This is a genomic window from Methanobrevibacter sp. (assembly GCF_045126245.1).
GTDB lineage: Archaea > Methanobacteriota > Methanobacteria > Methanobacteriales > Methanobacteriaceae > Methanocatella.
The window spans coordinates 1-23,958 of sequence record NZ_JBGVOG010000031.1; the positions used below are offsets into that span (position 1 = coordinate 1).

A 23,958-nucleotide genomic window follows, 5' to 3' on the forward strand; every position below is an offset into this window, starting at 1 on the left:
ACAGCCTTGAAGAGGCAATTAAAATAATGAAAGATGGTGTTTCTTCTTCAGGAATTTTAAATCAACTTCCTGTTGTTGAAGATGAAAAATTAGTAGGTATTATTTCTGATGGAGATATTATTCAAGAAATATTTTAATTTAACCTATTTTTCTTTATTTTATTCTTTTTTTATCATTTTTAATTAAGTTACTGTAATATATTTCTTTTCTAGAAATGGTCTTTTTTAATTTTTTCAGTAATTATTTATTGTTCCAGTAATGGATTTTTTGCTAACATTTATATAAGATTAAAGTCATATATTAATATTGGCTAGACCGGAGGGTTAGGGGTCCTCTGTAAGCACACACCCCCTTTGGTGCAGTCGAAGTTCAGAAGGCGGCTTTTTAAGAGAATATAAGCCTAGAAAAAACAGCATAGAAACCTCGTCCTGCAGGATTGGTGGTGGTGAGATTTTTACTGGAGGGTAAAAATTAGTCATCTTCGATATGGGAATGGGTCAGGCCCGGAAGGGAGCAGCTCTACTGTTAACATGCGATGCTTGTAGAATCCCGGGGTGGAGTTGGGTTTTTTAGATCACTTATATTTTTGAGATTAGTCCACTTCTGAACATGCCATTTATATAAATAATTAAGTTTATAAATAAGTTTTAACATATAACTTAATATAATTGTTTTTTTAGTTGTCGGGATGGCCCAGCCTGGTACGGCGTCGGACTGCTAATCCGATGGTCTTATGACCACCGGGGTTCAAATCCCCGTCCCGGCGTTTTCTACAAATCTATTTCTTGGTCATGGTTGTATTCTAATCCAAGTGGGCATGCATGAACCATTACAGATTTTACTTCTGGAATTTCTTTTATGATATTGTTTTCAACATCATGCACTATTTTGTGTGTTTCATCCAAAGTTATGTTTCCATCAAGCTGTATATGTAATGAAACTGCAGCATATGAACCAAAATAATCTACTTTGATGTTATGTGCATTTTTAGCTGGGGGAGTATTATTAGCGACATCTTTTATTTTTTTAATGAATTCCTTTGAAGGAACTTTCCCCATAATGTCGTCTATATTTTCTTTTCCTATTTCATAAGCGGTTTTAAGAATCAGAAATCCAATAAATAGTCCTATTATTGGGTCTAAAATTGGATAACCCATATTTGATACGGCAACACCCACTAAGACAGCTATTGATGAGAAAATATCTGTTTTCTGATGTTTTCCATCAGCAACAATTGCCGGACTGTTAATTGATTTGCCGATTCCGATAATATATTGGCTGATGGAATAGTTTACAAATATTCCAATGATGGCCATTATTGCCGCAAACACATCGGGGGTAGTGATTAATGAGGGATTGATTAATTTTTCAATTGCACCGCCCATAATCTCCCAAGCAACGATTGTTAAAAATAAAACTATGATCAATCCGCCTATTGCTTCTGCACGACCGTGTCCTATGGGATGCTCTTCATCAGCAGGTTTTTGCCCTATTTTAAAGCCGGCATATGCTACAATTGTAGTTACAATATCTGAAAGAGTATGTGCTCCCTCTGATATTAATGCATAACTTCCGGACATTAATCCAACAATCAAATTAAAAACAGTCAAAAAGCTATTTGCAAGTATTGCAACTGTAGCTGCTTTTTTTCCTGCTTTGCTTCGAAATTCATCCATTGACTACACTCTCTTCTAAGATATTCATGGCTTTTTCAATATTTTCATAGGAATTTGCATATGACATTCTCACGTGATTTTTTCCATTTGATCCGAATGCAGCTCCGGGAACTGTAATTACACCTGCTTTTGCTGCTTTTTGAACAAAGTCTTCATCTTCAATTTTTGGAAATACATAAAATGCCCCTTCAGCATTTACTGTTTCATATCCCATTTCATTTAAACGGCCCACTATCAAATCACGTCTTCTTTTAAATTCGTTTACCATTTTTGCCACTTCATCCTGTGGTCCGGTCAATGCTTCATAGGCTCCCATTTGTGAGGTTGTACTGGCGCAGGCTATATTATATTGGTGAATCTTAAGTAACTGTTCTGTATTATACTCGTTTGCTGTAAGGTAACCTATTCTCAATCCTGTCATGGCATAGGTTTTTGAAAATCCGTTTAATGTAATAACATTATCACTATATTTGGCTGGAGAGCAATGTTTTTTATCATAGATGATTTTTTCATATATCTCATCGGAAATTACTAAAAAGTCATTGTCCATTGACAAATCTGCAATTGCTTTTATATCTTCCTTATCCATTACCGCTCCGGTTGGATTTGATGGTGAATTCAGCATGATAGCTTTTGTATCCTTTGATATTTTTTCTGCAACGTCATCTGATTTCAATTTAAATTCATTTTCCATTGAACAGTCAACAGGAACTATTTTTGCACCGGATAAGTTTATGCATGCCTCATAAGATAGAAAACTGGGGTTTGGAAGAATAATCTCATCACCTGGCTCAAAGAATGCCTGTGCACACATGAATAATCCTTCGCTAGCTCCTGCAGTTACAATAATATTGTCAGGATTAGTTTTGATTCCATTATCTTTTTTGAATTTATCAACAATAGCTTCTCTTAATTCAATTAGTCCTTTGTTTGATGTATAATGAGTTTCGTTATTGTCAATTGAATTTTTCATTGCAATTTTGATGTTTTCCGGAACATTGAAATCAGGTTCTCCGATACCCAGATTAATCGCATCTGGATTTGTCACTTCAAACATTTTTCGTATTTGTGATAATTCAATTGAACTTGTTCTGCTTGCTGGCTTTACCATAATTTTTCCCCATATATTATTTTTATTGTGCTTATTTATAAGTATTATTATTTTCGTAATTTTTATTATTATTGTAAATTGATTTTTTTCCAGTAATTATTTTTCGCATGCCCCGCAGTTGTAACATGGTGATGTTTCACACCATGGGGTTTGCTTTAGATTTTTCAATCTTTTATTTTCTATTTTCAGGAATCTTTCATTTACTCCAACATCAATATTGCTCCAGGGCAGTTCATCCGAGATATCATAATCCGGAAGCAGTTCCCTCCATTCTTTTAATGTGGGTTGTTTTGTTAAAGATTTTTCAATAATCTCACCAACTTGCCTATTTCCACAAGACAATATATATTGAATCATACTTTTTTTAGGACTTTCGCATTTAATATTATATTTTTGCATTTCTTTTTTAAGGAGTCTGGTTTTATTTTTTATATCCTTGAAATCATAACCTTCCCATTGCAGTGGAGTATGCGGTTTTGGAATAATTGGGTTTACGCTGAATTTCACATTCCGGATACTTTTGTGCATTCCTGCAATTTTTTTCATGTATTCCGCAAGGTCTTTAATATCCTCTTTAGTTTCGCCAGGTATTCCAATTAAAAAGTATAATTTAATTTTAAAATCCAGGTCAACAGCATCTTTTATCACGGAAAATATCTTTTCATCAGAAATGTCCTTATTGATCACTCTTCGAAGTCTTTCAATTGATTCGGGAGCAAGAGTGATGGTTTTAAGCCCACTTTTTTTCAAGGTTTCTAAAGTTTTTCTAGAAATAGATTCTATTCTAAGAGAAGGTGTTGAAATTTGAAAACCTTCCTTTTCAAGGCTTTCAGTAAGCTTATCCAAATTACTGTAATCGGATACCGCAGCACCTATCAGGGTAACTTTGTTAAGCCCGGTATTTTGTCTGTTTTTTATAGCAATGTCTACTAGCTTTTTATAATCTGTTTCACGCACCGGCCTATAAAGATAACTTGCCATGCAGAATCTGCATCCTCTGGCACATCCCCTGGACACATTCAACATTATAGTGTTGTTAAAAATGCTTTGGTAATTTTCATCATCGCTTTTGCTTATGACAGGCTCGGTAATGTGATATGCATTATCCATATCATTAACCAGTGCAATTTTGGTTTTGTTGTCGAATTCGGAAATATAAATCCCCTGTATGTCTAAAAATTTTTTCAGATTTCTATCTGGATTTTCCAGATATTTGTCCAAAAAGGCGTTTATTATTCCTTCACCTTCGCCAATAATGAAGATGTCAATATAATCGGATAATGGAAGGGGATTTGCCGTTGCACATGGTCCTCCCGCTATAATCAATGGATCATTTTCTCCCCTGTCTTTTCTTTTAAGCGGAATTTCAGCTTTTTTCAGCATTTCCAATACATTAAAATAGTCCTCTTCAAACTGCAGTGTGAAACTTATTATATCAAAATGTTTAATTGGAGTATTTGATTCAATGGAGTTTGTATCAGGATAGATTATCCTTTCACACCAGGTATCTTCGCGCTCATTTATATGATTATACAGTATATTATAGCCTAATGATGACATGGCGGTATTATATACATTGGGGTATGTTAATGCGAAGTGTATGTCAATCTTTTCATATTTTTTTTGAAAAGCGTTTTTTTCATAAATCATATAAATCAACTTTTTTCACAGTTCTATAATGTTATGTTTTTAACTCTCATTATAATTATCTACTTTCTTTTAATAATACTTTTTTTAAATAGCTAATAATTTATAATAGTTTTAATAAATATTTCATTACAAGCTATTAGGACAATATTATGAATTCTAAAAAATATTCAAAAGTGGCTGTTGGTGGAACTTTTGACAAATTTCATGATGGTCATAAAAAATTGTTATCGACTGCATTTGAGATGGGCGATTGTGTTGAAATTGGCGTAACTTCAGATGCATTTGGCGGTCTTAAAGGAGATATCGACTCTTGCAAAGAACGGATGAAAAATCTTAAGTGTTTTTTTTCAGACAAATCTGATTTTACAATTGTTCCTTTAGAAGATCCTTACGGGACCACAATTTATGATGATGATTTTGAAGCCATTATTGTAAGTGAGGAAACCGAACCTACCGCTATTGAGATTAATGATATTAGAATTTCCAAAGGCATGAAACCTCTTGATATTGTTGTAGTAAGCTTTGTGTTGGCTTATGATGGAAATCCCATTTCCTCAACACGAATTAGGCGAGGCGAAATTAATCAAAATGGGAATTGCATAAAATAATTGAGAAAATAATCGACATGTTTATATATTCATTTCGAGAAATAATTAAACAACGTATCAATTATTTTAATAGTTATATGTTTTATATTGAGGTGGAAAATATGGCAGTAAAAATAGACCCTGAAGCATGTGGTCACATTGAAAGTTGTCCAGTGCAAGGATTATGTATTAAACTTTGTGAACAAGGTGCAATCATTGAGGAAGATGGAGATGTAAAAATAGTCCCTGAAAATTGTGATGACTGTGATCTCTGTATCCAAAATTGCCCAAACCAAGCTATTTCAAAAGCATGAGGTTGTTTTATGTTTAGTATAGAGCGTGTTGGTGAAGAGCATCGTAAATTGGCTTATGACGATGCTAAATGTGTTGGATGCGGAATTTGTGTAGACACTTGTCCAACTTCTTCATTAAGGTTAGGACCTTTAGTTCCAATCGCAAGGGGATTAATTGAAATGGATTTAATTTCTGTTAGTGATTCCTGCGTATTCTGTGGATTATGTTCTGTAGCATGTCCGTTTGACTCATTATCATTAACTATTGATGGTGAAGATATCAAAGAATCAGATTCATACCCATCATGGGAAGTCGAGTCCAAAATTAATGATGAAGATTGTATGTATTGCGGAAGATGTTATTCAGTATGTCCTAGGGATTCAATCATATTCGAAAGAACATTACCTGAAGTTTCATCTTTAGTTAGAGGAGAAATAAGTTTCGATCAAGACAAATGTATCTATTGTTCATTCTGTGCAGACTTATGTCCTGCTGAAGCTATTACTCTTAGCAATATTGCAACATCCAGTGTTGATAAATTAAATAACAATATTGAAGTTGACACTTCTAAATGTATCTACTGTGGAGTATGTAAAAGAATCTGTCCTGAAGATGCAATTAGAGAAGTTTGTGCTACATGTATGTATGCTGATGAAATTGAGATTCCTGAAGTCACAGGTGATGTTTTCATTCTTGAAGACACCTGTGTAAATTGCTCCTGGTGTTCTGAAATCTGTCCGGTTGATGCAATTATAGTAACTAAACCATTTGAAGGTACTCTTGAACTTGTGGAAGATGAAGCTGAAGAAAAAGTATGTAAAGGCGATTCCTGCCACGCATGTCAAGATGTTTGCCCATGTAATGCAGTAGAAATTGTTGACGGTAAGGCTGTCACCAATCTGGACTTCTGTAACTTATGTGGCGCTTGTATCACTGCATGTCCACAAAACATCAGAGTATTGAACAGAACTAGTATGAAATTGAGCAATATTAATTCTGAATCATGGAATGAAATCTTAAATGCTTTAATTAGTGGAAAATAGGGTTTCCCCTATTTTCAAATTTTATTTATTAAAAAATCTCTTTCTTGTTTTAACAAATTTGCTAGATTTGTTTGTGTTTTCTTAGTTATATTTGAGATATAACTTCCTACCAGGAGTATTATTACAATTAATCCTCCAATTATCAGGATTAATTCAGCACTTCCCTGGCCTTTGTTGTCTATTTTTTTTCTATACATGGGTTCTGTTGTCAAGTATTGTGTTTCTAACATCAATGATGTCATCTTTTGCCTTTAAACTTGTGTCACTAGTTTCCATATATGATCGATAAATTGTCAGTGCCAGCAATGCAATAACAATTACTCCCCCGAACAGCAATATGTATTCGGCAGCTCCTTGACCGGAATTTTCTTTGAGGAATGTTTTTATTTTTTTCATTTTTTCACCAATTAATATTATGATTTTTTATTATATTAATATTACTATTTTATAAAAAAGTATTACTTTTGGGCTTTTTTGCATTGATTTTTCCTATTTTTTCCATTAGGTTTATTAATGGGGTCGTAGATAAAATATAATTAGTTAAATATAGAGTGATTAAAATTGATAAGGGTGAAATCGTGGGAAATACATTAAAATTAGTTTCAGGTTTTATTTTATTTGTAGTAGGTGTTCTCATTGCATATGAGACTACTGTGTATAATTTATTGGACTTTTTGTTAATTGTTGGTCTTATCATAGCAATTGTTGGAATAATTATGATTATCAGTTATTTTGTAGATTCTAACGCTGATAGGACTACTAATGCTATAAAAGAATTTATCAATTCAAATGAGTTTAATTCTCAAGCATTTGATAGGTTTGAAAGAAAATCAGATAAAAGAAATCAACCTTTGAATGTTCGTAGGGAATTCAATGAATATGATGATGTAGATTATGAGGAATTAGTTCTTGAAGATAATTATCCGGAATCACAATCCCTTGGTTCTTATAGGGAATCATTTGAAGATAATCCTAAAGCGGTTTTGAATGTCGCACCTTTGGAAGAAAAAGAGGTTGATTTTGACAGGCAACTTCATTTCACACCTTCCTATGATAAACCATTGAAAGTGACCAGAGCGCCTAGAAAACGTGAGGAAAGCTATTTCACCACGGATGTTCCGGAATTTGTTGTTGAAACTGACAAATCCGAAGAAATTAAAAAGGCATTGTCTCAGGAAGAGCCTGTTGAAGAGATTATTGTTGAACATCCAACCCCTGCAACTCCTGAAGTAAGCGCACCTAGAGACATCAAAATAGATATCAATGATCCAGAAAGTCTTCCTATTCCAAAGGATCTCAACAGTTTTGTAATCTATAATGAGGGTTTAGTGACTTCTCAGGATGCTTTTGAAGAGTTAGCAGTGAATGTTCATAAAGAAATAATGTTGGAAATTCCTTCATTAAATGATTTGTCCGACAGGGTCTTATCTCAGGTTCCAACCATATATTCAAGAGTAATTATTGATGAATTTGACGTTTCCGACATGTCTTACATGTTTTTGATTTCTTCACTCTTGAAACAGGGAGTTCATATCAGAACAGTTCCTAAGGTTCACACCGTAAACATGATTACAGATGATTCACATGCAATGATTATTTCAGATAATCAAAACGGCGTGGAGTATGGAGCTATCTATGATGATAGAAATTCAATTTCAAGCATTAGAGCAGACTTTGAAAAAACATGGAATATTGCTTCCAATTTGGATGAAAGTATCATAATGGGTAGCATCGGGGGAACAGCTTAATGGAAATTAGATGGTTGGGTCATTCAGCATTTGAAATAATTAGCGATGACAATGTCAGAATTTTGATTGATCCTTTTATCAGCAATAATCCATCCTGCCAAGTTCCGGTTGAAGAGTTAAATCCAGATATTATTTTGCTTACTCACGGACATTCCGACCATTTCGGGGATGCTTTAGAAATATCCAATAGTACTAATGCCCCAATAGCATGTATTCACGAAATTTCACTCTTTTTAGCAAAACAGGGTATTAGAAATATTGGAGTTAACATCGGAGGGTCATTCATATTCAGAAACATTAAATTCACAATGTTGGAAGCAAAGCATTCATCAGATATTGATGTGGTTGAGGAGACTGTTCCGGGTGGTGTTCCTGCAAGTTTCCTAATTACTTTTGAGGACGGTACTAAAATATTCCATGCTGGTGACACTGGTTTATTTGGTGATATGAAAACTATTATCGGTGAAATTTACAAACCGGATATTGTATTGATTCCTATTGGCGATAAATTCACTATGGGTCCTTTTGAAGCGGCATTAGCTTCAATGTGGTTAAATCCGAAAGTGGCAATACCTATGCATTACAATACATTTCCACCAATCGAACAAGATCCTGCAATTTTTGCAAATTTTGTCAATCAGTTTAATCCTAAAATTGATGTTGTGGTAATGAATCCTGACGAATATTTTGAATTTAATCCTGAAGAGTATCAGGATTAACCTTTTTCATATTTTTTTCTTTGATGATATTCCTCATCTATGTCACATTTTCCGGAAGGCAATACCCTTATAATGTCATCCAGACTTATCAAATCATCTTCATTGATTTTATTTAGAATTTTTTTAGCAATTGCCTCTTTTTTTGTAAAACCAGGTTTTAAAACAACAAAGTTTTCGCAATGGGCTTCAAGGGATTCAACCGGACCTGCCATAATGCGTTTGCCTTCATAGTCCACAATTCCAATAGCCAATTTCACCCTTGCACCGCGGATGTAATTCCTGTGGCCTCGTATAACAAATGACCCTTTTGGTAAAAACTCCCCCGCTTCAGGTGTTTTTGATACCTGTTCCGGATGAACCCAAAAGACGTCTTGAGATGTGAAACCTTTTGACCAAGCAGATGAAAATGATGCGGCAAACTCCCCTGATTCTTTAAGGAGTTGGTCATTTAATTCACTGCCATTTAATTTTATGGCGGTTGATGTTGCGCCATGTATATCCGCATGTAAATAAATATCATTTGGTTCCAAATATTTTTTTACAACACCTTCATTGGAGTTTGCATCACGACCTCCAATGACTAAAATGCCCTGTGAGCTTACAAACCATCTCAATTTTTCAAACCATTTGAGATTTTTCTTGACTCTCTTTTTAGGCACGGATATGTTTTCCATTGCAATATCCTTTTTAGCTTTGATGTCTTCAAGCTGCCTTTTGGTATTTTCAATAGCTATCAGCGCACCTTTTGTTTTTCTTTTTGCTTTTTTAGCTTTTTCGTAGTATACTTCAGCATTTTCAGGAATTGTCAGTTTAGGGTCAATGTTTATTTTTGTATCTTCAATGTCTAATGTCAGGACCCCCAATTTGTCTATTGATTCATATATTTGGGCATCTTTTATTCCATTTTTTTTAGCATCCTTCAGTGTTTTTCCAATCTCTTTAAATGAGTAGTCCTTATCTCTTGCTGAATTGACAACATTAATCATATTATCGATGGTGGTGTAATTAGAATAGATTACCTCTCCCTTATGCTGGCTTTCAGCTATTGTCTTTTCAAAATTATCAAGTGTTTCTTGCTGCAATCTTAATCTTTTTTCAAACTTGCCTACCTTTTTGTTCCAGGCCGCTTCCTTAACATCCTTGATTCCGGTATTCACCTTTTTTGAATAGAACTCATCACAGGCTTCATTGAATGTATCGTAATGGGTTTTCTCATAGGAATCATATTTTACCAAATCAAGAGGAACAACATCCTCTTTGGAATCGCTTTTTACAATTTGAGGTTTGATGGATTCATTTTTCAAACTGTCAAATAAGTTTTTAAATCCTTCATACAATGCATTAAACTGCTCTTCGGTAATTTCATTGTTTAAGGTGTTCTTATCAATATCCGTAATTTTATTTGCCCTTGCGATAATCTCTTCAGCATATAGGCTTCCAAGCCCATTTATTGCAAGCGTTCTGACAACGTCGCTTTCATTATTTTTGAATAAGGCTTTAAATTCTTCAGGTGTTACTGTAATGGGGTTTATTCCCCTTTCTTCAGGGAACACATATTCCCTTTTTGAACTTATGTCCCTGGAGCTCCAGTGTTTTCTTTTGAGAGGCAATATGATATTGTTCTCATCATCCAGAAGGATAATATTCCCCTTATCGAAAAGTTCAACTATTATTGTGTAATATTTGTCCTTCTTTACCTTGATTTCAACTACACGATCAAAATTATGCTGCTTTATGCTTTCAACATGAGCTCCTTTGATTCTTTTTCTCAAAAGCATAGGAAATGTTGGCGGATTTGTTGGATTTTCAAGCGGATATTGGCTGGTATGTATTCTGGAACCGCATTGCATCACCAAATCAATCCTTCCGGTTCCAGGTACATGGAATCTCATAACGACTATGTCTTTGGTTGGTTGGAATGATTTGTCTACTCTCGCACCGCTTAATAATTTATTCAATTCATCACTTATTGTATAAATGTCGACATTGGACATTGTTTTCATACTAACACCTTTAAACTATCAATACTTTAATATATTATAATCACTAAAATTATATTAATATATTTAATTATGGAGGATATAAATGGACACAACTATTAAAGTTACAAGTATTCATATAATAGCTGCTCTTTTTTCAGCTTTAATTTCAACCGGTTTGACTCTTGGTTGGTTTGGATTTAAAAATGAAATTTTTGCAGGCTTTGTTGCATTAATTATATTATATTTTGTCGGCCAATTCTGTCAAAAAATTGCTGGAGATGAAATTACTGGGTTTTCTCAATGGTTATGGGATGGAATAGCTCCATTTTTCTTTACATGGGTTATTGCATATACAATATTTGCAATGTATCTATAATCCCCCGAAGAATATCCAAATAAACGCTATTATCAATGAAGTTATCAATAAAACTGGGGCTATAATTTTACTGACAGCCACAACTGAACTGATTGTTGAGATTAGTTCTGTTGAATTTTTTGGACCGAATGTTTTAAGATTTCTAATTTTTTCAGTTCCAGTTCCAACTTCAACTTTTTCTAAATCTTCTATTGCTTCAATAATGCTTGATCTAACATATTCAATAATTTCAGGCCTTTTTAATATTCCCACTGGATTGTATCCTCTTGAAATGGTGTTGACTGTATGGGTGTCAGTTGTCATCACTTCTATTTCATCTATTTCCAAATCGCTGACCGCGTCGATAATCTCCTGCCTGAATCCGATTTCCATGTTGTTTGAATCAAATAATATATAAGCTGTTCTTTGATTGCCGACTTCAATTACCATGGTCTTCAGACCGCTTTCACCTATTCCCTCCTGTTTGTCAAAGCTTCCAAGGGAATTATAGGAACATCCAACTTTCAGGTCATTTTTGGCTTGATTCGGATCTATCTTGTCTATTACATCGATTAAATGGAATACCTCTGCATTTCCAGGCAATACCTCACCGCTTTCAGGTTCAAAAGAGTTGTGGCAGTCCACAATAACTGAATCCTTAACGTTGCATTTGCTTCTGCTTTGGGCCATCATTGTTAGCCCGACACCAAATTCAATGTCGTCACTGCCTTCAGGCGCAAAGGTGGACAGTATAACCATACCCTTATTGAAGAACTGCACTCCAATATTGGCCTTTTCTGAGTTATATCTTACGAATTTACTTGCAGCAGGGGAATATTCAACTTTTTTTAATCCTCTTTTAACTGCATCCTCGATTTTATCAATTTCTGAAACTGCAATCGGGTTGAAATCGTGAGTTGAAGGTCCGTGGGCAACCATTGTAAAGTGGCCGAATTTGTTAGCAAGGATTGTTGGCATATTTGAACCTCCCAAATCTCCAAGAGGGCCCGGATGGACTGACGGTGAAATAAACAATGCCTTTATTCCATTTTCAGCTTTAAAGCTGACGAAAGTAACCACGGTGTCTATTGCCTCACCCATGCTTTCAAACAATCCTTCAAGTGAGTTAGATCCTTCATTCATATGTGCAATAAATAAACTTAATAAATCCAATACTCCAATTCCCAAATTCTTCTTGAATGGGGATGCGATAACTGTAATGAATGCATAAATGGCTAAAACAAATATTATTCCTGCAATCAAAGCTTTAATGGCTATCTGTAAAATTACAGGACCTATAAAACTTGTATCTGTAACAAAAAATGTAATCAGTATGTACATTGCAATGATGAGCACGGGCTGGAGTAATCCTGTTATTGCAGCTTTTGTAAATCTTATTTTTGCTGTGGCCCAGAAAACCAATGTGTTAAAACCATAGATTATAACACAACCGAACAATAATGAGTTTAAAAACAAATCAGCATGTATGATTCTTGATATGACTCCTCCAATGACTAATATTAATCCTAAAATTGTCATCGAAAGTCCACATAAAAACATTGAATGTTTAATTTTTACGTTGATACCATCCAACGTTTGGATGATTTGCTGATTGACGGCGCCGCTCATGATTGATGGAATGCCGATTATAAGTAAACTGTATAGTCCTCCGTAGATTACTCTCTCTAATATTCCATATCCTGTGTTATATATCAGGAAATATAAAACACCTGTTAAAATACTTATTATTGCCATTCCAATAATAGAAAATTTAGTTTTCGGCAGGGTGGTAATATATTTTGATAATCCTGCAACGCTACTCATACTTGACATGATATTTTGTCCTACACTTTTTATTAAATGCTCATATAAAAGTTGGTCATAAGAAATATATTAAATTTGTTAAAATGAAAATAATACATTTCACCAATCAAGCAGAGCATCTTTATTTAAAAATATTTGTCACAGAGGTATATTAAATTTGACATATGATTTTATCCTACTATTTTTCTTTGATTTAGAAAAGTTTAGGGTAATGTTGTATATCCCTACTTGACATAATTTTTTTCATCACTATTTTTAACCATTAATTTTATTAAAGCTAAAAATTTTATATAAACATAGATTTGTATTATTATAATATATTTTACTTAATGGGTGTGTAAATGGAAATAAAGTTGAATGTACCGATAACTGATGAAAATTTAAGTGATATAAATGCGGGCGATGTAGTTTATTTGACCGGAAACATATTGACTGCACGTGACCAGGCACACAAAAGACTTCTTGAGGAAGGTGCTCCATTGGATATTGACGGGGCGGTCCTTTTTCATGCGGGACCAATTATAACTCAAAAAGATGGAAAATATGAAATGGTTGCTATCGGCCCCACCACTTCCATGAGGATGAATCCTTATCAGAGTGATGTTCTGGATATGGGTCCCAAAATCGTCATAGGAAAAGGTGGAATGGATGACACTGTCCGTGAAGCATTAATCAGAAATAATGCGTTATATGTGGTTGCCACTGGAGGGTGTGCAGCTTTATACGTTGATGCTGTTGAGGAAATCGAAAGCGTTGACTGGTTGGATTTGGGCATGCCTGAAGCCATGTGGAACCTGAAGGTTAAGGATTTCGGACCGCTCATAGTTGCGATGGACAGCAAGGGCAATAGTTTATATGACTGACTTTAAGAACAATAAGGAATACTTATATATAATTTAGTTTAAATCTTAATTTATCATTATAATAAAATAATTTTTTGAGGTTGTGTTAATAATGGCTGATATCAATGAACTCGCTGAAAAAAAGTTTAAATCAAGAATGACAAAAATCAGAAAATGCAATAGGGATGCGGAAGAAAAACAAAAGTTTTCCGAGAAATTTGGTACTTCTTTCGAAATAGAGTTCCAAAATAAAAATCCTGATAAACTTACCGACGGAATAACCATTTTTACAAGCCCTGAAGGTAAAGTTTTATTCGCCGAATATTATTATCAAATTCCTGAGGAAGAGGAATACACTTCCGTGGACATTAATGAAAAGCAATTGAAATCCATTTTAGAATTTTTTGAAAATTATAAATTAGAATTGGATGACTCTGATTAGATGATAGTTGATAGCTCTTTAGACGAAGTTAAAAAAAGGGAAAACGCTCTTTTAATTATTAAGGATAAAGTTGAAAATGATGGACGTTCTTCTTTATTTGATTTGACTGGACTATCTGGAGGATTTATAGCAACTCCTTCTGAGATAAACCTTTTGGAGACATATGTTGGCCCTGCTATTTTTGAAGAGGAACTCCAAAGTGTCGGAAAAGAGCATATGGGTGGAGATAAAATTCTCCCCTTGAATAGGACATCTTCAGGGATACTTGCAACTATTCTGGCTCTTGTAGCTAAAGACACAAATGTTGTCCATTATCTTGCGGAGTTACCTGCCCATCCATCAATTCCAAGAAGCTGCAAATTAGTTGGAGCTAATTATTCGGAAACTGATGATTTTAATGAGTTTTCAATACCTGATAACACTTCATTGGTTGTTGTCACAGGTTCTACAATGGATCATAAGGTGATTGACGAAGATGAGTTTAAAAAAGTAATCGAAATGGCTCATGAGAAAAATATTCCTGTCATGGTGGATGATGCATCAGGTGCAAGACTTAGAACAGTTGTCTTCAATCAAGCTAAGGCATGTGATTTGGGTGCTGACATTGCCATTACAAGTACAGATAAGTTAATGCCCGGCCCGAGAGGGGGATTGATGGCAGGTCGTGAAGAGTTAATCGATGAAATTAAGGTTAAAGTCAATCAGTTTGGTCTTGAAGCACAACCGCCTTTAGTTCTTGCAATGTTGAATGGTATTAAAAATTTCAATGGGGATAATTTAATTAACAGTTTTGAGAGAAAAGATGAGTTATTTGACTTATTGAAAGAAAATTTCAACAATTTTGAAATGACACCTACAGGGGTTATGATTTCACCTGAAGGCTTAAGAAATGAAATTAATGCAGACCATAATCTGTCTGATAATGATTTGGCGTTCGTATTTTCTTTTATTTTACTAAGGGATTATGGAATTATTACTATTCCTGCAGTTTCAATGCCTGGCGCATCTGCAACAATCAGATTTGATTTGTCAACTACAGATGCTTTCAAATTAGATTTAAATGATTTATATAAAAAAATAGAATCTTCATTTAAAAAACTACAGGATGCAGTTTCAAATGAAGATGAATGTAGGGAGATCGTATTCAGTTTTTGATAATACATTCTCCGGAAATTACTTTTTCTAAGGTTCCATCAATTTTTTCAACAATAAGGGCTCCTTCTTTACCGATACCTACCACATATGCATCATAATAGGTGTTGAATGGTTCTCTAACTTCTACAATTTTACCGATTGTGTATGAACGTTTTCTCCATTCTTTCAGGATTTCTTCATATCCTTCGTGGTCAAAAAGTTCGCTGATTTTTTCAAATTCTTCCAGGAATAGTTTGATTAGGAGGTTTTCATCTCCTTCTCTTCCAATTTCTTCTTTGAGTGTTGTTGTTCCTTCCTGCAATTCTTCAGGGAATTGATCCACATCAAGATTTGCATCAATGCCCACTCCAACAATAACATTTTCAATGGTATTGAATTTGGTTACTGCTTCTGTCAGGATTCCACAAACCTTTTTGCCTTTTATCATAATGTCATTTGGCCATTTAATCTCAGGATTTTCCACACCAATTTTTTCCAGAGTCTTTGCAACTGCAACTCCTGTTGCTAAAGTTATTAATGGCAATCTTGAGTAATCTACATGTGGATTTAATACTATGGATAGCCATACTCCTCCTAAGGGGGATGACCATGCTTTACCTGATCTTCCTCTTGCTTTTGTCTGTTTTTCTGAGATGATCACGCTTCCATCTTCAATACCGTTAATTGATAAAAATTTTGCAACGGTATTTGTTGAGGCCACTTCATTGTAGATATACAGGTTTTTGCCGATGTATGTTGTGTTCAAATCTTTCAAAATTTCAGACGCTTTGATATGTTCCTTATCATCTTTTCCAATTTCTTTTACTATGTTTGAAAAATCACTTAAGTTAACATCTTTAATTTCACTTATTGTTTCATCAGAAAGTTTATTTTCCTTTTTTAATAAGTTAATAATTTCTTCGTGCATTTAACAATCTCCAAATTATTTTTTTTGCATTTGTTGATTTTTAACAGCATTTTGGTAAGATCCAACAGCAGCTGAAATGGCAGCTATTTTTTTACCAGGCATAAATGTGGACTTCAATCTGTTCACATACTCTAAATCTTCAAGAATGACATTTTCCATTTCTTTGTCAATACCTTTTTTGTGCAGGTCGATAAAGTGAGTATTCAAATCTCCTGAAATGAAATTAGGATTTCTTAAAATAGCTTTATGGAAAGGAATTGTAGTTTTCACTCCTAAGATAATATATTCGCTTAAGGCACGTTTCATTCTATTAATTGCATCGTTCCTGTTTCTTCCATAGGTAATCAATTTAGAAATCATTGAATCATAAAATGTTGGAATGGTATAATTCATGTATACTCCACTGTCTAAACGCACACCAGGACCTCCAGGTGATCTGTATCCGGTAATTTTACCCGGGTTCGGTGCAAAGTCATTAAGCGGGTCTTCCGCATTGATACGACATTCGATTGCATGGCCGGTTACCTGAATATCATTTTGACTGTAGCTTAGCTCTTCGCCTGCGGCTATTTTAATCTGCTCTTTGATTAAATCGGTATTGGTTACGAGTTCTGTAATTGGATGTTCCACTTGGATACGTGTGTTCATTTCAAGGAAATAATATTCTCCATCATCATACAGGAATTCAACAGTACCTGCGCTGGTATATCCAATATATTCTGCAGCCTTTACTGCACTTCCACCCATTTGTTCCCTTAATTCGTCAGTCATGATTGGGGAAGGTGCTTCTTCAAGAAGTTTTTGATGTCTTCTTTGGATGGAACATTCCCTGTCGGCCACATGTATTACATTTCCATGCTCATCAGCTAAAAGCTGGAATTCGATATGGCGTGGTTTTTCAAGATATTTTTCAATAAATACTGTTGAATCACCGAAGTTGGTGGAAGCAACTGACTGGGTTGATTCGATTGCACGTACAAGTTCGTCTTCTTCGTAAACCGCACGCATACCGATTCCCCCACCTCCTGCGGAAGCTTTCACGATAACTGGATATCCGATTTGAGCAGCTATTTCTTTAGCTTCTTCAATATCGGTAACTCCTTCAGGTGTACCTTCAATAACCGGAACGCCTGCTTTCTTCATAAGCGCTTTTGATGTAATTTTATCTCCCATCTTGTGGATTACATCTCCGCTTGGTCCGATGAGTTTAATCCCATTTTTTTCACATTCTTCTCCAAACTTAGGATTTTCAGCTAAAAATCCATAACCTGGGTGTATTGCATCAGCCCCTGAGTCTAGAGCAATATTTATGATTTTTTCTATATTTAAATATGATTTAGCCGGTGAAGGGTTACCTAGAGGATAACTTTCATCAGCATAGTTTGTATAAAGGGAGGTCTTATCTGCATCAGAGTAAATAGCTACACTTTTCATGTCAAGCTCGCGACATGCACGCATAACTCTTATTGCGATTTCTCCTCTATTTGCAATTAATACTTTTTCAAACATATGAAACCTCAAGTAATTTTTTCTTAATAATATAATTATATTAAATATAATAATTAAATATGTTGATTAGATGAAAAAAATTACCCGTAAAAAGCATTTGGAAATGAGACTTCAATCAATTCCCTCTCACCCAAAACCGAAGGTAAATCTTGAACAGTATACCACCCCTTCAGCAATCGCTTCCGATTTGGTATGGAATGCATTCTCATTGGGTGATATTGATGGAAAAAATATCATAGATTTTGGTTGCGGCACAGGAATTTTTGCCATAGCATCTGCACTAATGGGCGCAAATTTATCAATTGGTGTAGATATTGATGAGGATTCAGTTAATTTAGCTAATGAAGTTTCATATAATTTAAATGTTGATAATGTAAAATTCATTAAAAGCGACATTGCTGATTTTAATTGTTCATTGGATGTAAATACTGTATTTCAAAATCCTCCTTTCGGATCCCAAAGAAAATCTGACAGCGGTCAGGATTTGAAATTTGTAAAAAAAGCTATTGAACTAAACCCTAATGTTTTATATTCATTTCACATGGCATCCACCCAGGAGTTTTTAGTGAAATATTACCGGGAGAATAACTTAAACATCACACATATTTTCAGGTATGATTTTCCCATTCCTAAGATTTATGATTTCCATACTAAAGATAAACAAAATGTAAGTGTTATTGTGATAAGGGCGGAATTGTGATTATTCTAACATATTTTTTTTAATATTCATTGAATGAATGCTTAGTGCTGAATTTTAAAAGTTTATTAATTAAAAAGATTAATATTTATATATATTTTTATAAATTCGATATTCAAATTTTATTTGTTTAAAGTTGGTTGCTTTTTTATATATAAAATAGTTTGATGAATTTATATTTGGCAATGGAGATTTTTTTGATGGAGCAAAGTCGTAATAATGCAGGAAAAAAAGCATCAACGGTTGCAATAGGGGCAAATTGTCTATTAACTGTGTTAAATATTGTAGTCGGGTTTTTTGGTGGAAGTTATGCGTTGGTTGCTGAGGGAATGCATACTTTTACGGATATTGTAACTTCTGTCATCGCTTATATTGGATTTAAAATCAGCCAAAAACCTGCCGATGAACAATTTCCTGAGGGTTATGGTCGTGCCGAAGCAATAGCAGGGCTCATTATTGTGATTTTTTTAACGTTTATAAGTTTTGAAATTATGGATATGGCACATCATAAGTTTCAAAATCCAGGCGCCATTCCAGTTCCTGATCATTATGTATTGATAATGGCCGCTTTAGGCATATGTCTTAACTATTTTATCAGCAGATATATAATTAAAATAGGAAAAGAAATTAAAAGTCCGGCAATTGAGGCTGACGGATATCATCAAAGAACAGACATATTTACGTCAATAGCTATTTTGATTGGTGTTTTTGTAGCAAAAATGGGATTTCCAATACTCGATCCAATCATCGGCTTTATTATAGGTTTGCTGATTCTAAAGACTGCATACCTTATTGGAAAGGAAAATATTTTGAGCATTATGGGTTTCGTTCCGGAAAATGAAGAGCTCATTTCAAAAATTAAGCATATAGTTGATGAAATTCCTGATGCGCACAATGCACATAACATTAAATTCGATAATTTCGCATCATATCTGATGGTTACTCTGCATGTACATATTGATGCTGACCTGACAGTTCGAGAAGCATATGAAATTACATCTCAGGTTGAACAAAATATTTTAAAGTTGCCCGAAATTCGATTTGTTTCAGCAATACCATGTCCATATAGTGAACACCACGATTAAAGATTATAATTTCAAAATTTCCTTTTTTTTCTAATTTTTTCATAAAAAAGCAATACCTTTATATAGGGGATATCATATATTTTATATTAATATATTCTCTGAGTATAAAAAAGTTGGTAGCATAAAAAGAAGCTACGGATATTATAATTGATATAATATTTTGTAAATGTGTAAGTCTATTTAGTGATAGCTATATAAATGTAGGGTAATCTTTATATACTTTAGTTTACATAATGTAAGGTAATGTATAAAGATGAGCTATCTATATTTATTCCAAACTCATTTCTTTCTGAGTCTAAAGATCTTAAAATTCGTACTTATAAAGTAGGGATTTTAGGCAGAGCTTTAGCTATTTTTCAAGCAGATAATGTCGTTATTTATAATGATGACAATGTCAAGAATGAAGATGGAGAGAATGATGGAAGTTTTATTGCTGAAGTTTTGAATTATATGAATACTCCTCAATATCTGAGGAAACAAGCAATTCCTATAAAGGCTGAACTGAAGCATGTAGGTATTCTTCCACCGCTTAGAACTCCTCATCATCCTGTTAATAGTCAACCAGACGTGGGGGATTATAGACAAGGTTTCACTGTTAAAAGAAATAAGAAAGGAACTTATGTTGATATAGGTATGGATAAACTTGCATTCTGTAAAGAGCAACTTTCAGTTAAAAGAATTTTTAACTTTAAGATTACTAAAATTGCTAAGAAAGAAGTAATAGTCACACCTGATAAACCAGATGACGTTTACTGGGGATACAATGTGATATCCTCTAATAAGAGTCTTAAAAATAGCTTAAAATTAATTAAACCTGATCTTGTAATTGAAACTACAAGATATGGAGATTATATTGATTCTATTTTTGATGAATTAAAGCATAAAGTAGATGAATGTAATAGTATTGCTATTTTATTTGGTGGCCCTTATTCTTCAATTCAGGGCGATGTTTCTAATCCGAATTGGGATTTGCTTAAAGTAAATACTATTCCGGGTCAGGGAACTGAAACCGTCAGGACTGAAGAGGCAGTTGTCGCTACACTTTCTTTATTTAACTTTATGAGATTTTAATTCTCTTTATAAATTTATTAGTTTTACACTCTAATAGATAACTTGCTCAACTTTTTATACATTGATGTTTTTAGGACTCACCTAAAAATAAACTTGGCACAGAATGATTTATACATTGAATATATTCTTAATTGTGCTTCAATTGAATTAAACTCAATGGAATATATTGAAAATTAATATTTATCTAGTTGTAATTGTTTTTACGGCTATTTATTATTTCGATGAGGTTATACCTTGTATAATTTTATCAAACTTGTACGAATGCTATTCATTTAGCAATTCGAATTAAAAAATTAAATTGATTTAAAAAATAAGGAAAAAATTATAATTAAGGAGGTTAAATTAAATGGTAAGACATCACCAGCCAAGAAAAGGGTCTGTTGCTTTTAGTCCAAGGAAAAGAGCAGCTAAAGAAACCCCTAGAGTAAAGTCTTGGCCTCAAATTGATGAACCAAAATTACTCGGCCTCGCAGGTTATAAAGTCGGTATGACTCATGCTTTAGTCACTGATACTGATAAGAACTCTCCAACCAGTGGTATGGATGTTTTCACTCCTGTAACTGTTTTGGAAGTGCCTCCGGTCGTAGTAATGGGAATTAGAGCTTATGAAAAAACTTCTCGTGGTTTGAAAGTAATCACCGAAGTACTTGCAGATAATTTAGATGAAGAACTTTCAAGGAAAATTTCTCTTCCTAAAGAGTACAATAAATCTGAAGCTATTGCAAAAATACAAGGTGCATTAGAAAACACAGAAGAAATTAGGGTTTTAGTACACACCAATCCAAAAGTAACTAGCGTACCTAAGAAAAAACCGGATATATTTGAATGTGGAATCGGAGGATCAAGTCCTGAAGAAAAATTAAACACCGCATTGGAATTATTAGGTAATGAAGTGAAAGCTAGCGAAATCTTCAATGAAGGAGAATTTGTTGATGCAATTGCAACTACAAAAGGAAAAGGATTCCAAGGTGTAGTTAAAAGATGGGGAATTAGAATTCAATACGGTAAAGCTGTTAGAGCCGGTAAAGGTAGACACGTAGGTTCCATTGGACCTTGGACTCCAAGAAGAACCATGTGGACTGTTGCGCAAGCAGGTCAAATGGGATACCACAAAAGAACCGAATTCAACAAAAGGATTTTGAAAATTGCATCAGCTGATGAAGTTGATCAAATCAACCCAGATGGTGGATTTGTAAAATACGGGCTTGTTAAAAATGATTATGTTTTAGTAAAAGGTTCCCTTCCAGGACCTTCCAAAAGATTAGTCATCTTAAGACAACCTATCAGACCTAATAATAAAGCTGAGGATATACCTCAAATTAATTACATAAGTACAAAATCTAAACAAGGGGTATAATCATGAAAATTAATGTTTATTCTATTAATGGGGAAGTTAAAGAAGAAATCGAACTTCCAGCTATTTTTGATGAAGTATACAGACCAGATTTAATCAAAAGAGCTGTACTTTCTGCACAATCTGCAAGAGTACAACCATGGGGTAATGACCCAATGGCAGGTAAAAGAACCTCTGCTAAAGGATGGGGTTCAGGTAGAGGTACCGCAAGAGTACCTAGGATTAAAAATGGTTCAAAAGCAGCTTTCGTACCAATGGCTATTGGTGGTAGACAAGCACATCCTACTAGAGCTGAGAAAAATCATCACGAAAAAATCAACATAAAAGAAAGAAGATTTGCAATCAGATCTGCTGTTGCAGCAACTACCAATAAGGAAATTGTTGAAAACAGAGGTCACAAAGTTGCAGACTTAGAACAAGTACCTATTATTGTTGAAGATGAAATCGAATCAGTAAAAACTGCTAAACAATCCCGTGAAATATTCGAGAACTTAGGAGTTTATGACGATGTCATCCGTGCTAAAGAAGGTAAAAGAATCAGAGCTGGTAGAGGAAAAACTAGAGGAAGAAAATACAAAAAAGTAAAAGGACCTCTTGTTGTTGTTGGTGAAGACAAAGGAATTTCCTTAGGTGCAAGAAACCATGCTGGTGTAGATGTTGTAGTTGTCGAAAACTTAAACGCTGAATTATTAGCACCAGGTACTCACCCAGGAAGACTCACTGTTTACACTAAATCAGCTGTTGAAAAGTTAGGAGGTTTATTCCAATAATTTGGAAAAATAGGTGATTATTATGGATTCATACTCAATTATTATTAAACCTCATGTTACTGAAAAAACCATGAACTTAATCGATATGAACAATGAAATTACTTTTGTCGTAAATCGTAAAGCTAACAAAAAACAAATCAAAAGAGCTTTTGAAGAGTTATACGAAGAAGAAGTTGCAAAAGTCAATACTCATATCAACACCAAAGGTGAAAAAGTAGCATACATCAAACTTGTTGAAGAAGAAATGGCAGAAGAACTCGCTGTCAGAATAGGAGTATTCTAAGGAGGAATTTGAATGGGAAAACGATTAATTCATCAAAGAAGAGGTAGAGGAACTCCTGCACACCGTGTTGCTTCTCACCGTTTTAAAGATAAAATTAGATACAGATCCTACGATGCATTAGAAAAAGAAGGCAGTATCAAAGGAAAAGTCATTGATATTGTACACGACCCAGCAAGAACCGCTCCTATTGCAGAAGTAAAATTCGAAAATGGTGAAAAGAAATTTATCTTAGCACCTGAAAGCATTCAAGTCGATGATGAAATTGAATGTGGTATTTCTGCACCTATCAAATTCGGTAACACATTGCCTCTTGCTGAAATTCCTGAAGGAACTCCGGTTTACGATATTGAAAATACACCTGGAGACGGAGGTCGTTTTGTAAGATCTTCTGGAACTTATGCTAATGTTGTCACTCATGATGCTAACCAGACTGTTGTTGAATTACCATCAGGGGAATTAAAATACTTAAATCCTAATTGCCGTGCTAGTATTGGTGTAGTAGCTGGTGGAGGAAGAAAAGATAAACCATTCCTTAAAGCTGGTAAAAAATGGCATGCTTATAAAGCTAAAGGTAAGAAATTCATGACTGTCAGAGGAGTAGCGATGAACGCTGTAGATCACCCTCACGGGGGAGGTAACAGACAACATCCTGGTCGTCCAACTACTGTTTCAAGACATGCACCACCAGGAAGAAAAGTTGGTTCAATTGCAGCTAAAAGAACAGGTTTAAAAAGATAGATAGAGGGTGTTTCATTGGCAAGAAAAGTATTTAAATATAAAGGTTATACTCTTGAAGAATTACAAGCTATGTCTTTAGAGGAAGTAATGGAATTATTCCCTGCAAGACAAAGAAG

At 34.3% G+C, this 23,958-nt stretch carries 26 protein-coding genes, 1 tRNA gene, 1 other RNA gene and 1 pseudogene; 20 read left to right on the top strand and 9 right to left on the bottom strand.

The window, feature by feature from the left end; all coding sequences use genetic code 11:
• The 3 genes from ACJMLZ_RS02275 to ACJMLZ_RS02285 form a co-directional block, all read left to right on the top strand.
• Nucleotides 1-137 (top strand): CBS domain-containing protein (locus ACJMLZ_RS02275; protein ID WP_405303777.1); only part of this gene is annotated, 137 nt, incomplete at its 5' end.
• A gap of 166 nt (nucleotides 138-303) precedes the next feature.
• Nucleotides 304-619, top strand: an RNA gene (gene ffs / locus ACJMLZ_RS02280) — signal recognition particle sRNA.
• Between the two features lie 63 nt (nucleotides 620-682).
• Nucleotides 683-766 (top strand) — tRNA-Ser (locus ACJMLZ_RS02285).
• A 4-nt stretch (nucleotides 767-770) separates the two neighbouring features.
• Here ACJMLZ_RS02285 and ACJMLZ_RS02290 read toward each other — a convergent pair.
• The 3 genes from ACJMLZ_RS02290 to ACJMLZ_RS02300 form a co-directional block, all read right to left on the bottom strand.
• On the bottom strand, nucleotides 771-1,676 hold the full coding sequence (locus tag ACJMLZ_RS02290) for a cation diffusion facilitator family transporter (protein ID WP_405303752.1): 906 nt from the start codon (nucleotides 1,674-1,676) through the stop codon (nucleotides 771-773).
• Nucleotides 1,669-2,787 carry a pyridoxal phosphate-dependent aminotransferase gene (locus ACJMLZ_RS02295; RefSeq protein WP_405303753.1) on the bottom strand — a complete coding sequence of 373 codons (1,119 nt, stop codon included), beginning with the start codon at nucleotides 2,785-2,787 and terminating at the stop codon, nucleotides 1,669-1,671. Before ACJMLZ_RS02295 ends, ACJMLZ_RS02290 begins: the two co-directional genes overlap by 8 nt.
• Before the next feature lie 96 nt (nucleotides 2,788-2,883).
• Nucleotides 2,884-4,437, bottom strand: coding sequence for a radical SAM protein (locus ACJMLZ_RS02300; RefSeq protein ID WP_405303754.1), 1,554 nt, complete (start codon nucleotides 4,435-4,437; stop codon nucleotides 2,884-2,886).
• 149 nt (nucleotides 4,438-4,586) lie between these two features.
• Here ACJMLZ_RS02300 and ACJMLZ_RS02305 point away from each other — a divergent pair, with 149 nt between their 5' ends.
• From ACJMLZ_RS02305 to fwdF, 3 genes are all read left to right on the top strand, one after another.
• Nucleotides 4,587-5,045 (top strand): phosphopantetheine adenylyltransferase, encoded by a 459-nt coding sequence (locus ACJMLZ_RS02305; RefSeq protein WP_405303755.1) that lies wholly within the window; start codon nucleotides 4,587-4,589, stop codon nucleotides 5,043-5,045.
• 101 nt (nucleotides 5,046-5,146) lie between these two features.
• Nucleotides 5,147-5,338 carry a 4Fe-4S binding protein gene (locus ACJMLZ_RS02310; protein ID WP_405303756.1) on the top strand — a complete coding sequence of 64 codons (192 nt, stop codon included), beginning with the start codon at nucleotides 5,147-5,149 and terminating at the stop codon, nucleotides 5,336-5,338.
• A 9-nt stretch (nucleotides 5,339-5,347) separates the two neighbouring features.
• A complete protein-coding gene (gene fwdF, locus ACJMLZ_RS02315; protein ID WP_405303757.1) occupies nucleotides 5,348-6,361 on the top strand; it encodes a tungsten-dependent formylmethanofuran dehydrogenase subunit FwdF in 1,014 nt (337 codons plus the stop codon).
• A 14-nt stretch (nucleotides 6,362-6,375) separates the two neighbouring features.
• On the opposite strand, the gene ACJMLZ_RS02320 is transcribed toward fwdF, so the two are convergent.
• Nucleotides 6,376-6,603, bottom strand: a complete 228-nt coding sequence (locus tag ACJMLZ_RS02320) for a class III signal peptide-containing protein (RefSeq protein ID WP_405303758.1) — start codon at nucleotides 6,601-6,603, stop codon at nucleotides 6,376-6,378.
• Entirely contained in the window at nucleotides 6,551-6,757 is a 207-nt protein-coding gene (locus ACJMLZ_RS02325; RefSeq protein ID WP_405303759.1) for a Flp family type IVb pilin, read from the bottom strand. Before ACJMLZ_RS02325 ends, ACJMLZ_RS02320 begins: the two co-directional genes overlap by 53 nt.
• 182 nt (nucleotides 6,758-6,939) lie before the next feature.
• Between ACJMLZ_RS02325 and ACJMLZ_RS02330 the strand changes: the two genes are divergently transcribed.
• Both ACJMLZ_RS02330 and ACJMLZ_RS02335 read left to right on the top strand, forming a co-directional pair.
• Nucleotides 6,940-8,109, top strand: a complete 1,170-nt coding sequence (locus ACJMLZ_RS02330) for a hypothetical protein (RefSeq protein WP_405303760.1) — start codon at nucleotides 6,940-6,942, stop codon at nucleotides 8,107-8,109.
• A complete protein-coding gene (locus ACJMLZ_RS02335; protein ID WP_405303761.1) occupies nucleotides 8,109-8,828 on the top strand; it encodes a metal-dependent hydrolase in 720 nt (239 codons plus the stop codon). The genes ACJMLZ_RS02330 and ACJMLZ_RS02335 overlap by 1 nt, the downstream gene beginning before the upstream one ends.
• Here the strand turns inward: ACJMLZ_RS02335 and rqcH are convergent.
• Complete coding sequence (gene rqcH / locus ACJMLZ_RS02340; protein ID WP_405303762.1) at nucleotides 8,825-10,831, bottom strand: ribosome rescue protein RqcH; 2,007 nt, start codon at nucleotides 10,829-10,831, stop codon at nucleotides 8,825-8,827. The genes ACJMLZ_RS02335 and rqcH overlap by 4 nt on opposite strands.
• Nucleotides 10,832-10,913: 82 nt before the next feature.
• Here rqcH and ACJMLZ_RS02345 point away from each other — a divergent pair, with 82 nt between their 5' ends.
• Nucleotides 10,914-11,186, top strand: coding sequence for a hypothetical protein (locus ACJMLZ_RS02345; protein ID WP_405303763.1), 273 nt, complete (start codon nucleotides 10,914-10,916; stop codon nucleotides 11,184-11,186).
• Here ACJMLZ_RS02345 and ACJMLZ_RS02350 read toward each other — a convergent pair.
• Nucleotides 11,181-12,998 carry a DUF2070 family protein gene (locus tag ACJMLZ_RS02350; RefSeq protein ID WP_405303764.1) on the bottom strand — a complete coding sequence of 606 codons (1,818 nt, stop codon included), beginning with the start codon at nucleotides 12,996-12,998 and terminating at the stop codon, nucleotides 11,181-11,183. The two genes, ACJMLZ_RS02345 and ACJMLZ_RS02350, sit on opposite strands and share 6 nt — an antisense overlap.
• A 332-nt stretch (nucleotides 12,999-13,330) precedes the next feature.
• On the opposite strand from ACJMLZ_RS02350, the gene ACJMLZ_RS02355 reads away from it, so the two are divergent.
• The 3 genes from ACJMLZ_RS02355 (at nucleotide 13,331) to ACJMLZ_RS02365 (ending at nucleotide 15,428) form a co-directional block, all read left to right on the top strand.
• Nucleotides 13,331-13,852, top strand: coding sequence for a FumA C-terminus/TtdB family hydratase beta subunit (locus ACJMLZ_RS02355; protein WP_405303765.1), 522 nt, complete (start codon nucleotides 13,331-13,333; stop codon nucleotides 13,850-13,852).
• 91 nt (nucleotides 13,853-13,943) lie between these two features.
• Nucleotides 13,944-14,273, top strand: coding sequence for a hypothetical protein (locus tag ACJMLZ_RS02360; protein WP_405303766.1), 330 nt, complete (start codon nucleotides 13,944-13,946; stop codon nucleotides 14,271-14,273).
• Complete coding sequence (locus tag ACJMLZ_RS02365; protein WP_405303767.1) at nucleotides 14,274-15,428, top strand: TIGR03576 family pyridoxal phosphate-dependent enzyme; 1,155 nt, start codon at nucleotides 14,274-14,276, stop codon at nucleotides 15,426-15,428. It begins immediately after the preceding gene.
• Here ACJMLZ_RS02365 and ACJMLZ_RS02370 read toward each other — a convergent pair.
• Complete coding sequence (locus ACJMLZ_RS02370; RefSeq protein WP_405303768.1) at nucleotides 15,418-16,335, bottom strand: biotin--[acetyl-CoA-carboxylase] ligase; 918 nt, start codon at nucleotides 16,333-16,335, stop codon at nucleotides 15,418-15,420. The two genes, ACJMLZ_RS02365 and ACJMLZ_RS02370, sit on opposite strands and share 11 nt — an antisense overlap.
• Nucleotides 16,336-16,350: 15 nt before the next feature.
• Nucleotides 16,351-17,844 (bottom strand): acetyl-CoA carboxylase biotin carboxylase subunit, encoded by a 1,494-nt coding sequence (locus ACJMLZ_RS02375; RefSeq protein ID WP_405303769.1) that lies wholly within the window; start codon nucleotides 17,842-17,844, stop codon nucleotides 16,351-16,353.
• A gap of 70 nt (nucleotides 17,845-17,914) precedes the next feature.
• Between ACJMLZ_RS02375 and ACJMLZ_RS02380 the strand changes: the two genes are divergently transcribed.
• The 8 genes and pseudogenes from ACJMLZ_RS02380 to rps19p form a co-directional block, all read left to right on the top strand.
• The gene (locus tag ACJMLZ_RS02380) at nucleotides 17,915-18,544 is read left to right on the top strand and encodes an METTL5 family protein (RefSeq protein WP_405303770.1); all 630 of its coding nucleotides are present in this window, start codon (nucleotides 17,915-17,917) and stop codon (nucleotides 18,542-18,544) included.
• A gap of 197 nt (nucleotides 18,545-18,741) precedes the next feature.
• Complete coding sequence (locus ACJMLZ_RS02385) at nucleotides 18,742-19,626, top strand: cation diffusion facilitator family transporter (protein WP_405303771.1); 885 nt, start codon at nucleotides 18,742-18,744, stop codon at nucleotides 19,624-19,626.
• A 243-nt stretch (nucleotides 19,627-19,869) separates the two neighbouring features.
• Complete coding sequence (locus ACJMLZ_RS02390; protein ID WP_405303772.1) at nucleotides 19,870-20,697, top strand: putative RNA uridine N3 methyltransferase; 828 nt, start codon at nucleotides 19,870-19,872, stop codon at nucleotides 20,695-20,697.
• 346 nt (nucleotides 20,698-21,043) lie between these two features.
• A complete protein-coding gene (rpl3p, locus tag ACJMLZ_RS02395; RefSeq protein WP_405303773.1) occupies nucleotides 21,044-22,054 on the top strand; it encodes a 50S ribosomal protein L3 in 1,011 nt (336 codons plus the stop codon).
• A gap of 2 nt (nucleotides 22,055-22,056) precedes the next feature.
• Nucleotides 22,057-22,821 (top strand): 50S ribosomal protein L4, encoded by a 765-nt coding sequence (rpl4p, locus tag ACJMLZ_RS02400; RefSeq protein ID WP_405303774.1) that lies wholly within the window; start codon nucleotides 22,057-22,059, stop codon nucleotides 22,819-22,821.
• A 22-nt stretch (nucleotides 22,822-22,843) separates the two neighbouring features.
• Nucleotides 22,844-23,104 (top strand): 50S ribosomal protein L23, encoded by a 261-nt coding sequence (locus tag ACJMLZ_RS02405; RefSeq protein WP_405303775.1) that lies wholly within the window; start codon nucleotides 22,844-22,846, stop codon nucleotides 23,102-23,104.
• Between the two features lie 12 nt (nucleotides 23,105-23,116).
• Complete coding sequence (locus tag ACJMLZ_RS02410) at nucleotides 23,117-23,842, top strand: 50S ribosomal protein L2 (protein ID WP_405303776.1); 726 nt, start codon at nucleotides 23,117-23,119, stop codon at nucleotides 23,840-23,842.
• Nucleotides 23,843-23,857: 15 nt separating this feature from the next.
• Nucleotides 23,858-23,958 (top strand): annotated as a pseudogene (gene rps19p / locus ACJMLZ_RS02415) (30S ribosomal protein S19); the annotation flags it as partial.

Excerpts from the sequence above, each read along its gene's own strand:
- ACJMLZ_RS02290 (WP_405303752.1), bottom strand. The coding sequence starts at position 1,676 with ATGGATGAATTTCGAAGCAAAGCAGGAAAAAAAGCAGCTACAGTTGCA.
- ACJMLZ_RS02295 (WP_405303753.1), bottom strand. The coding sequence starts at position 2,787 with ATGGTAAAGCCAGCAAGCAGAACAAGTTCAATTGAATTATCACAAATA.
- ACJMLZ_RS02300 (WP_405303754.1), bottom strand. The coding sequence starts at position 4,437 with ATGATTTATGAAAAAAACGCTTTTCAAAAAAAATATGAAAAGATTGAC.
- ACJMLZ_RS02305 (WP_405303755.1), top strand. The coding sequence starts at position 4,587 with ATGAATTCTAAAAAATATTCAAAAGTGGCTGTTGGTGGAACTTTTGAC.
- ACJMLZ_RS02310 (WP_405303756.1), top strand. The coding sequence starts at position 5,147 with ATGGCAGTAAAAATAGACCCTGAAGCATGTGGTCACATTGAAAGTTGT.
- fwdF (WP_405303757.1), top strand. The coding sequence starts at position 5,348 with ATGTTTAGTATAGAGCGTGTTGGTGAAGAGCATCGTAAATTGGCTTAT.
- ACJMLZ_RS02320 (WP_405303758.1), bottom strand. The coding sequence starts at position 6,603 with ATGACATCATTGATGTTAGAAACACAATACTTGACAACAGAACCCATG.
- ACJMLZ_RS02325 (WP_405303759.1), bottom strand. The coding sequence starts at position 6,757 with ATGAAAAAAATAAAAACATTCCTCAAAGAAAATTCCGGTCAAGGAGCT.
- ACJMLZ_RS02335 (WP_405303761.1), top strand. The coding sequence starts at position 8,109 with ATGGAAATTAGATGGTTGGGTCATTCAGCATTTGAAATAATTAGCGAT.
- rqcH (WP_405303762.1), bottom strand. The coding sequence starts at position 10,831 with ATGAAAACAATGTCCAATGTCGACATTTATACAATAAGTGATGAATTG.
- ACJMLZ_RS02345 (WP_405303763.1), top strand. The coding sequence starts at position 10,914 with ATGGACACAACTATTAAAGTTACAAGTATTCATATAATAGCTGCTCTT.
- ACJMLZ_RS02350 (WP_405303764.1), bottom strand. The coding sequence starts at position 12,998 with ATGTCAAGTATGAGTAGCGTTGCAGGATTATCAAAATATATTACCACC.
- ACJMLZ_RS02355 (WP_405303765.1), top strand. The coding sequence starts at position 13,331 with ATGGAAATAAAGTTGAATGTACCGATAACTGATGAAAATTTAAGTGAT.
- ACJMLZ_RS02360 (WP_405303766.1), top strand. The coding sequence starts at position 13,944 with ATGGCTGATATCAATGAACTCGCTGAAAAAAAGTTTAAATCAAGAATG.
- ACJMLZ_RS02365 (WP_405303767.1), top strand. The coding sequence starts at position 14,274 with ATGATAGTTGATAGCTCTTTAGACGAAGTTAAAAAAAGGGAAAACGCT.
- ACJMLZ_RS02370 (WP_405303768.1), bottom strand. The coding sequence starts at position 16,335 with ATGCACGAAGAAATTATTAACTTATTAAAAAAGGAAAATAAACTTTCT.
- ACJMLZ_RS02375 (WP_405303769.1), bottom strand. The coding sequence starts at position 17,844 with ATGTTTGAAAAAGTATTAATTGCAAATAGAGGAGAAATCGCAATAAGA.
- ACJMLZ_RS02380 (WP_405303770.1), top strand. The coding sequence starts at position 17,915 with ATGAAAAAAATTACCCGTAAAAAGCATTTGGAAATGAGACTTCAATCA.
- ACJMLZ_RS02385 (WP_405303771.1), top strand. The coding sequence starts at position 18,742 with ATGGAGCAAAGTCGTAATAATGCAGGAAAAAAAGCATCAACGGTTGCA.
- ACJMLZ_RS02390 (WP_405303772.1), top strand. The coding sequence starts at position 19,870 with ATGTATAAAGATGAGCTATCTATATTTATTCCAAACTCATTTCTTTCT.
- rpl3p (WP_405303773.1), top strand. The coding sequence starts at position 21,044 with ATGGTAAGACATCACCAGCCAAGAAAAGGGTCTGTTGCTTTTAGTCCA.
- rpl4p (WP_405303774.1), top strand. The coding sequence starts at position 22,057 with ATGAAAATTAATGTTTATTCTATTAATGGGGAAGTTAAAGAAGAAATC.
- ACJMLZ_RS02405 (WP_405303775.1), top strand. The coding sequence starts at position 22,844 with ATGGATTCATACTCAATTATTATTAAACCTCATGTTACTGAAAAAACC.
- ACJMLZ_RS02410 (WP_405303776.1), top strand. The coding sequence starts at position 23,117 with ATGGGAAAACGATTAATTCATCAAAGAAGAGGTAGAGGAACTCCTGCA.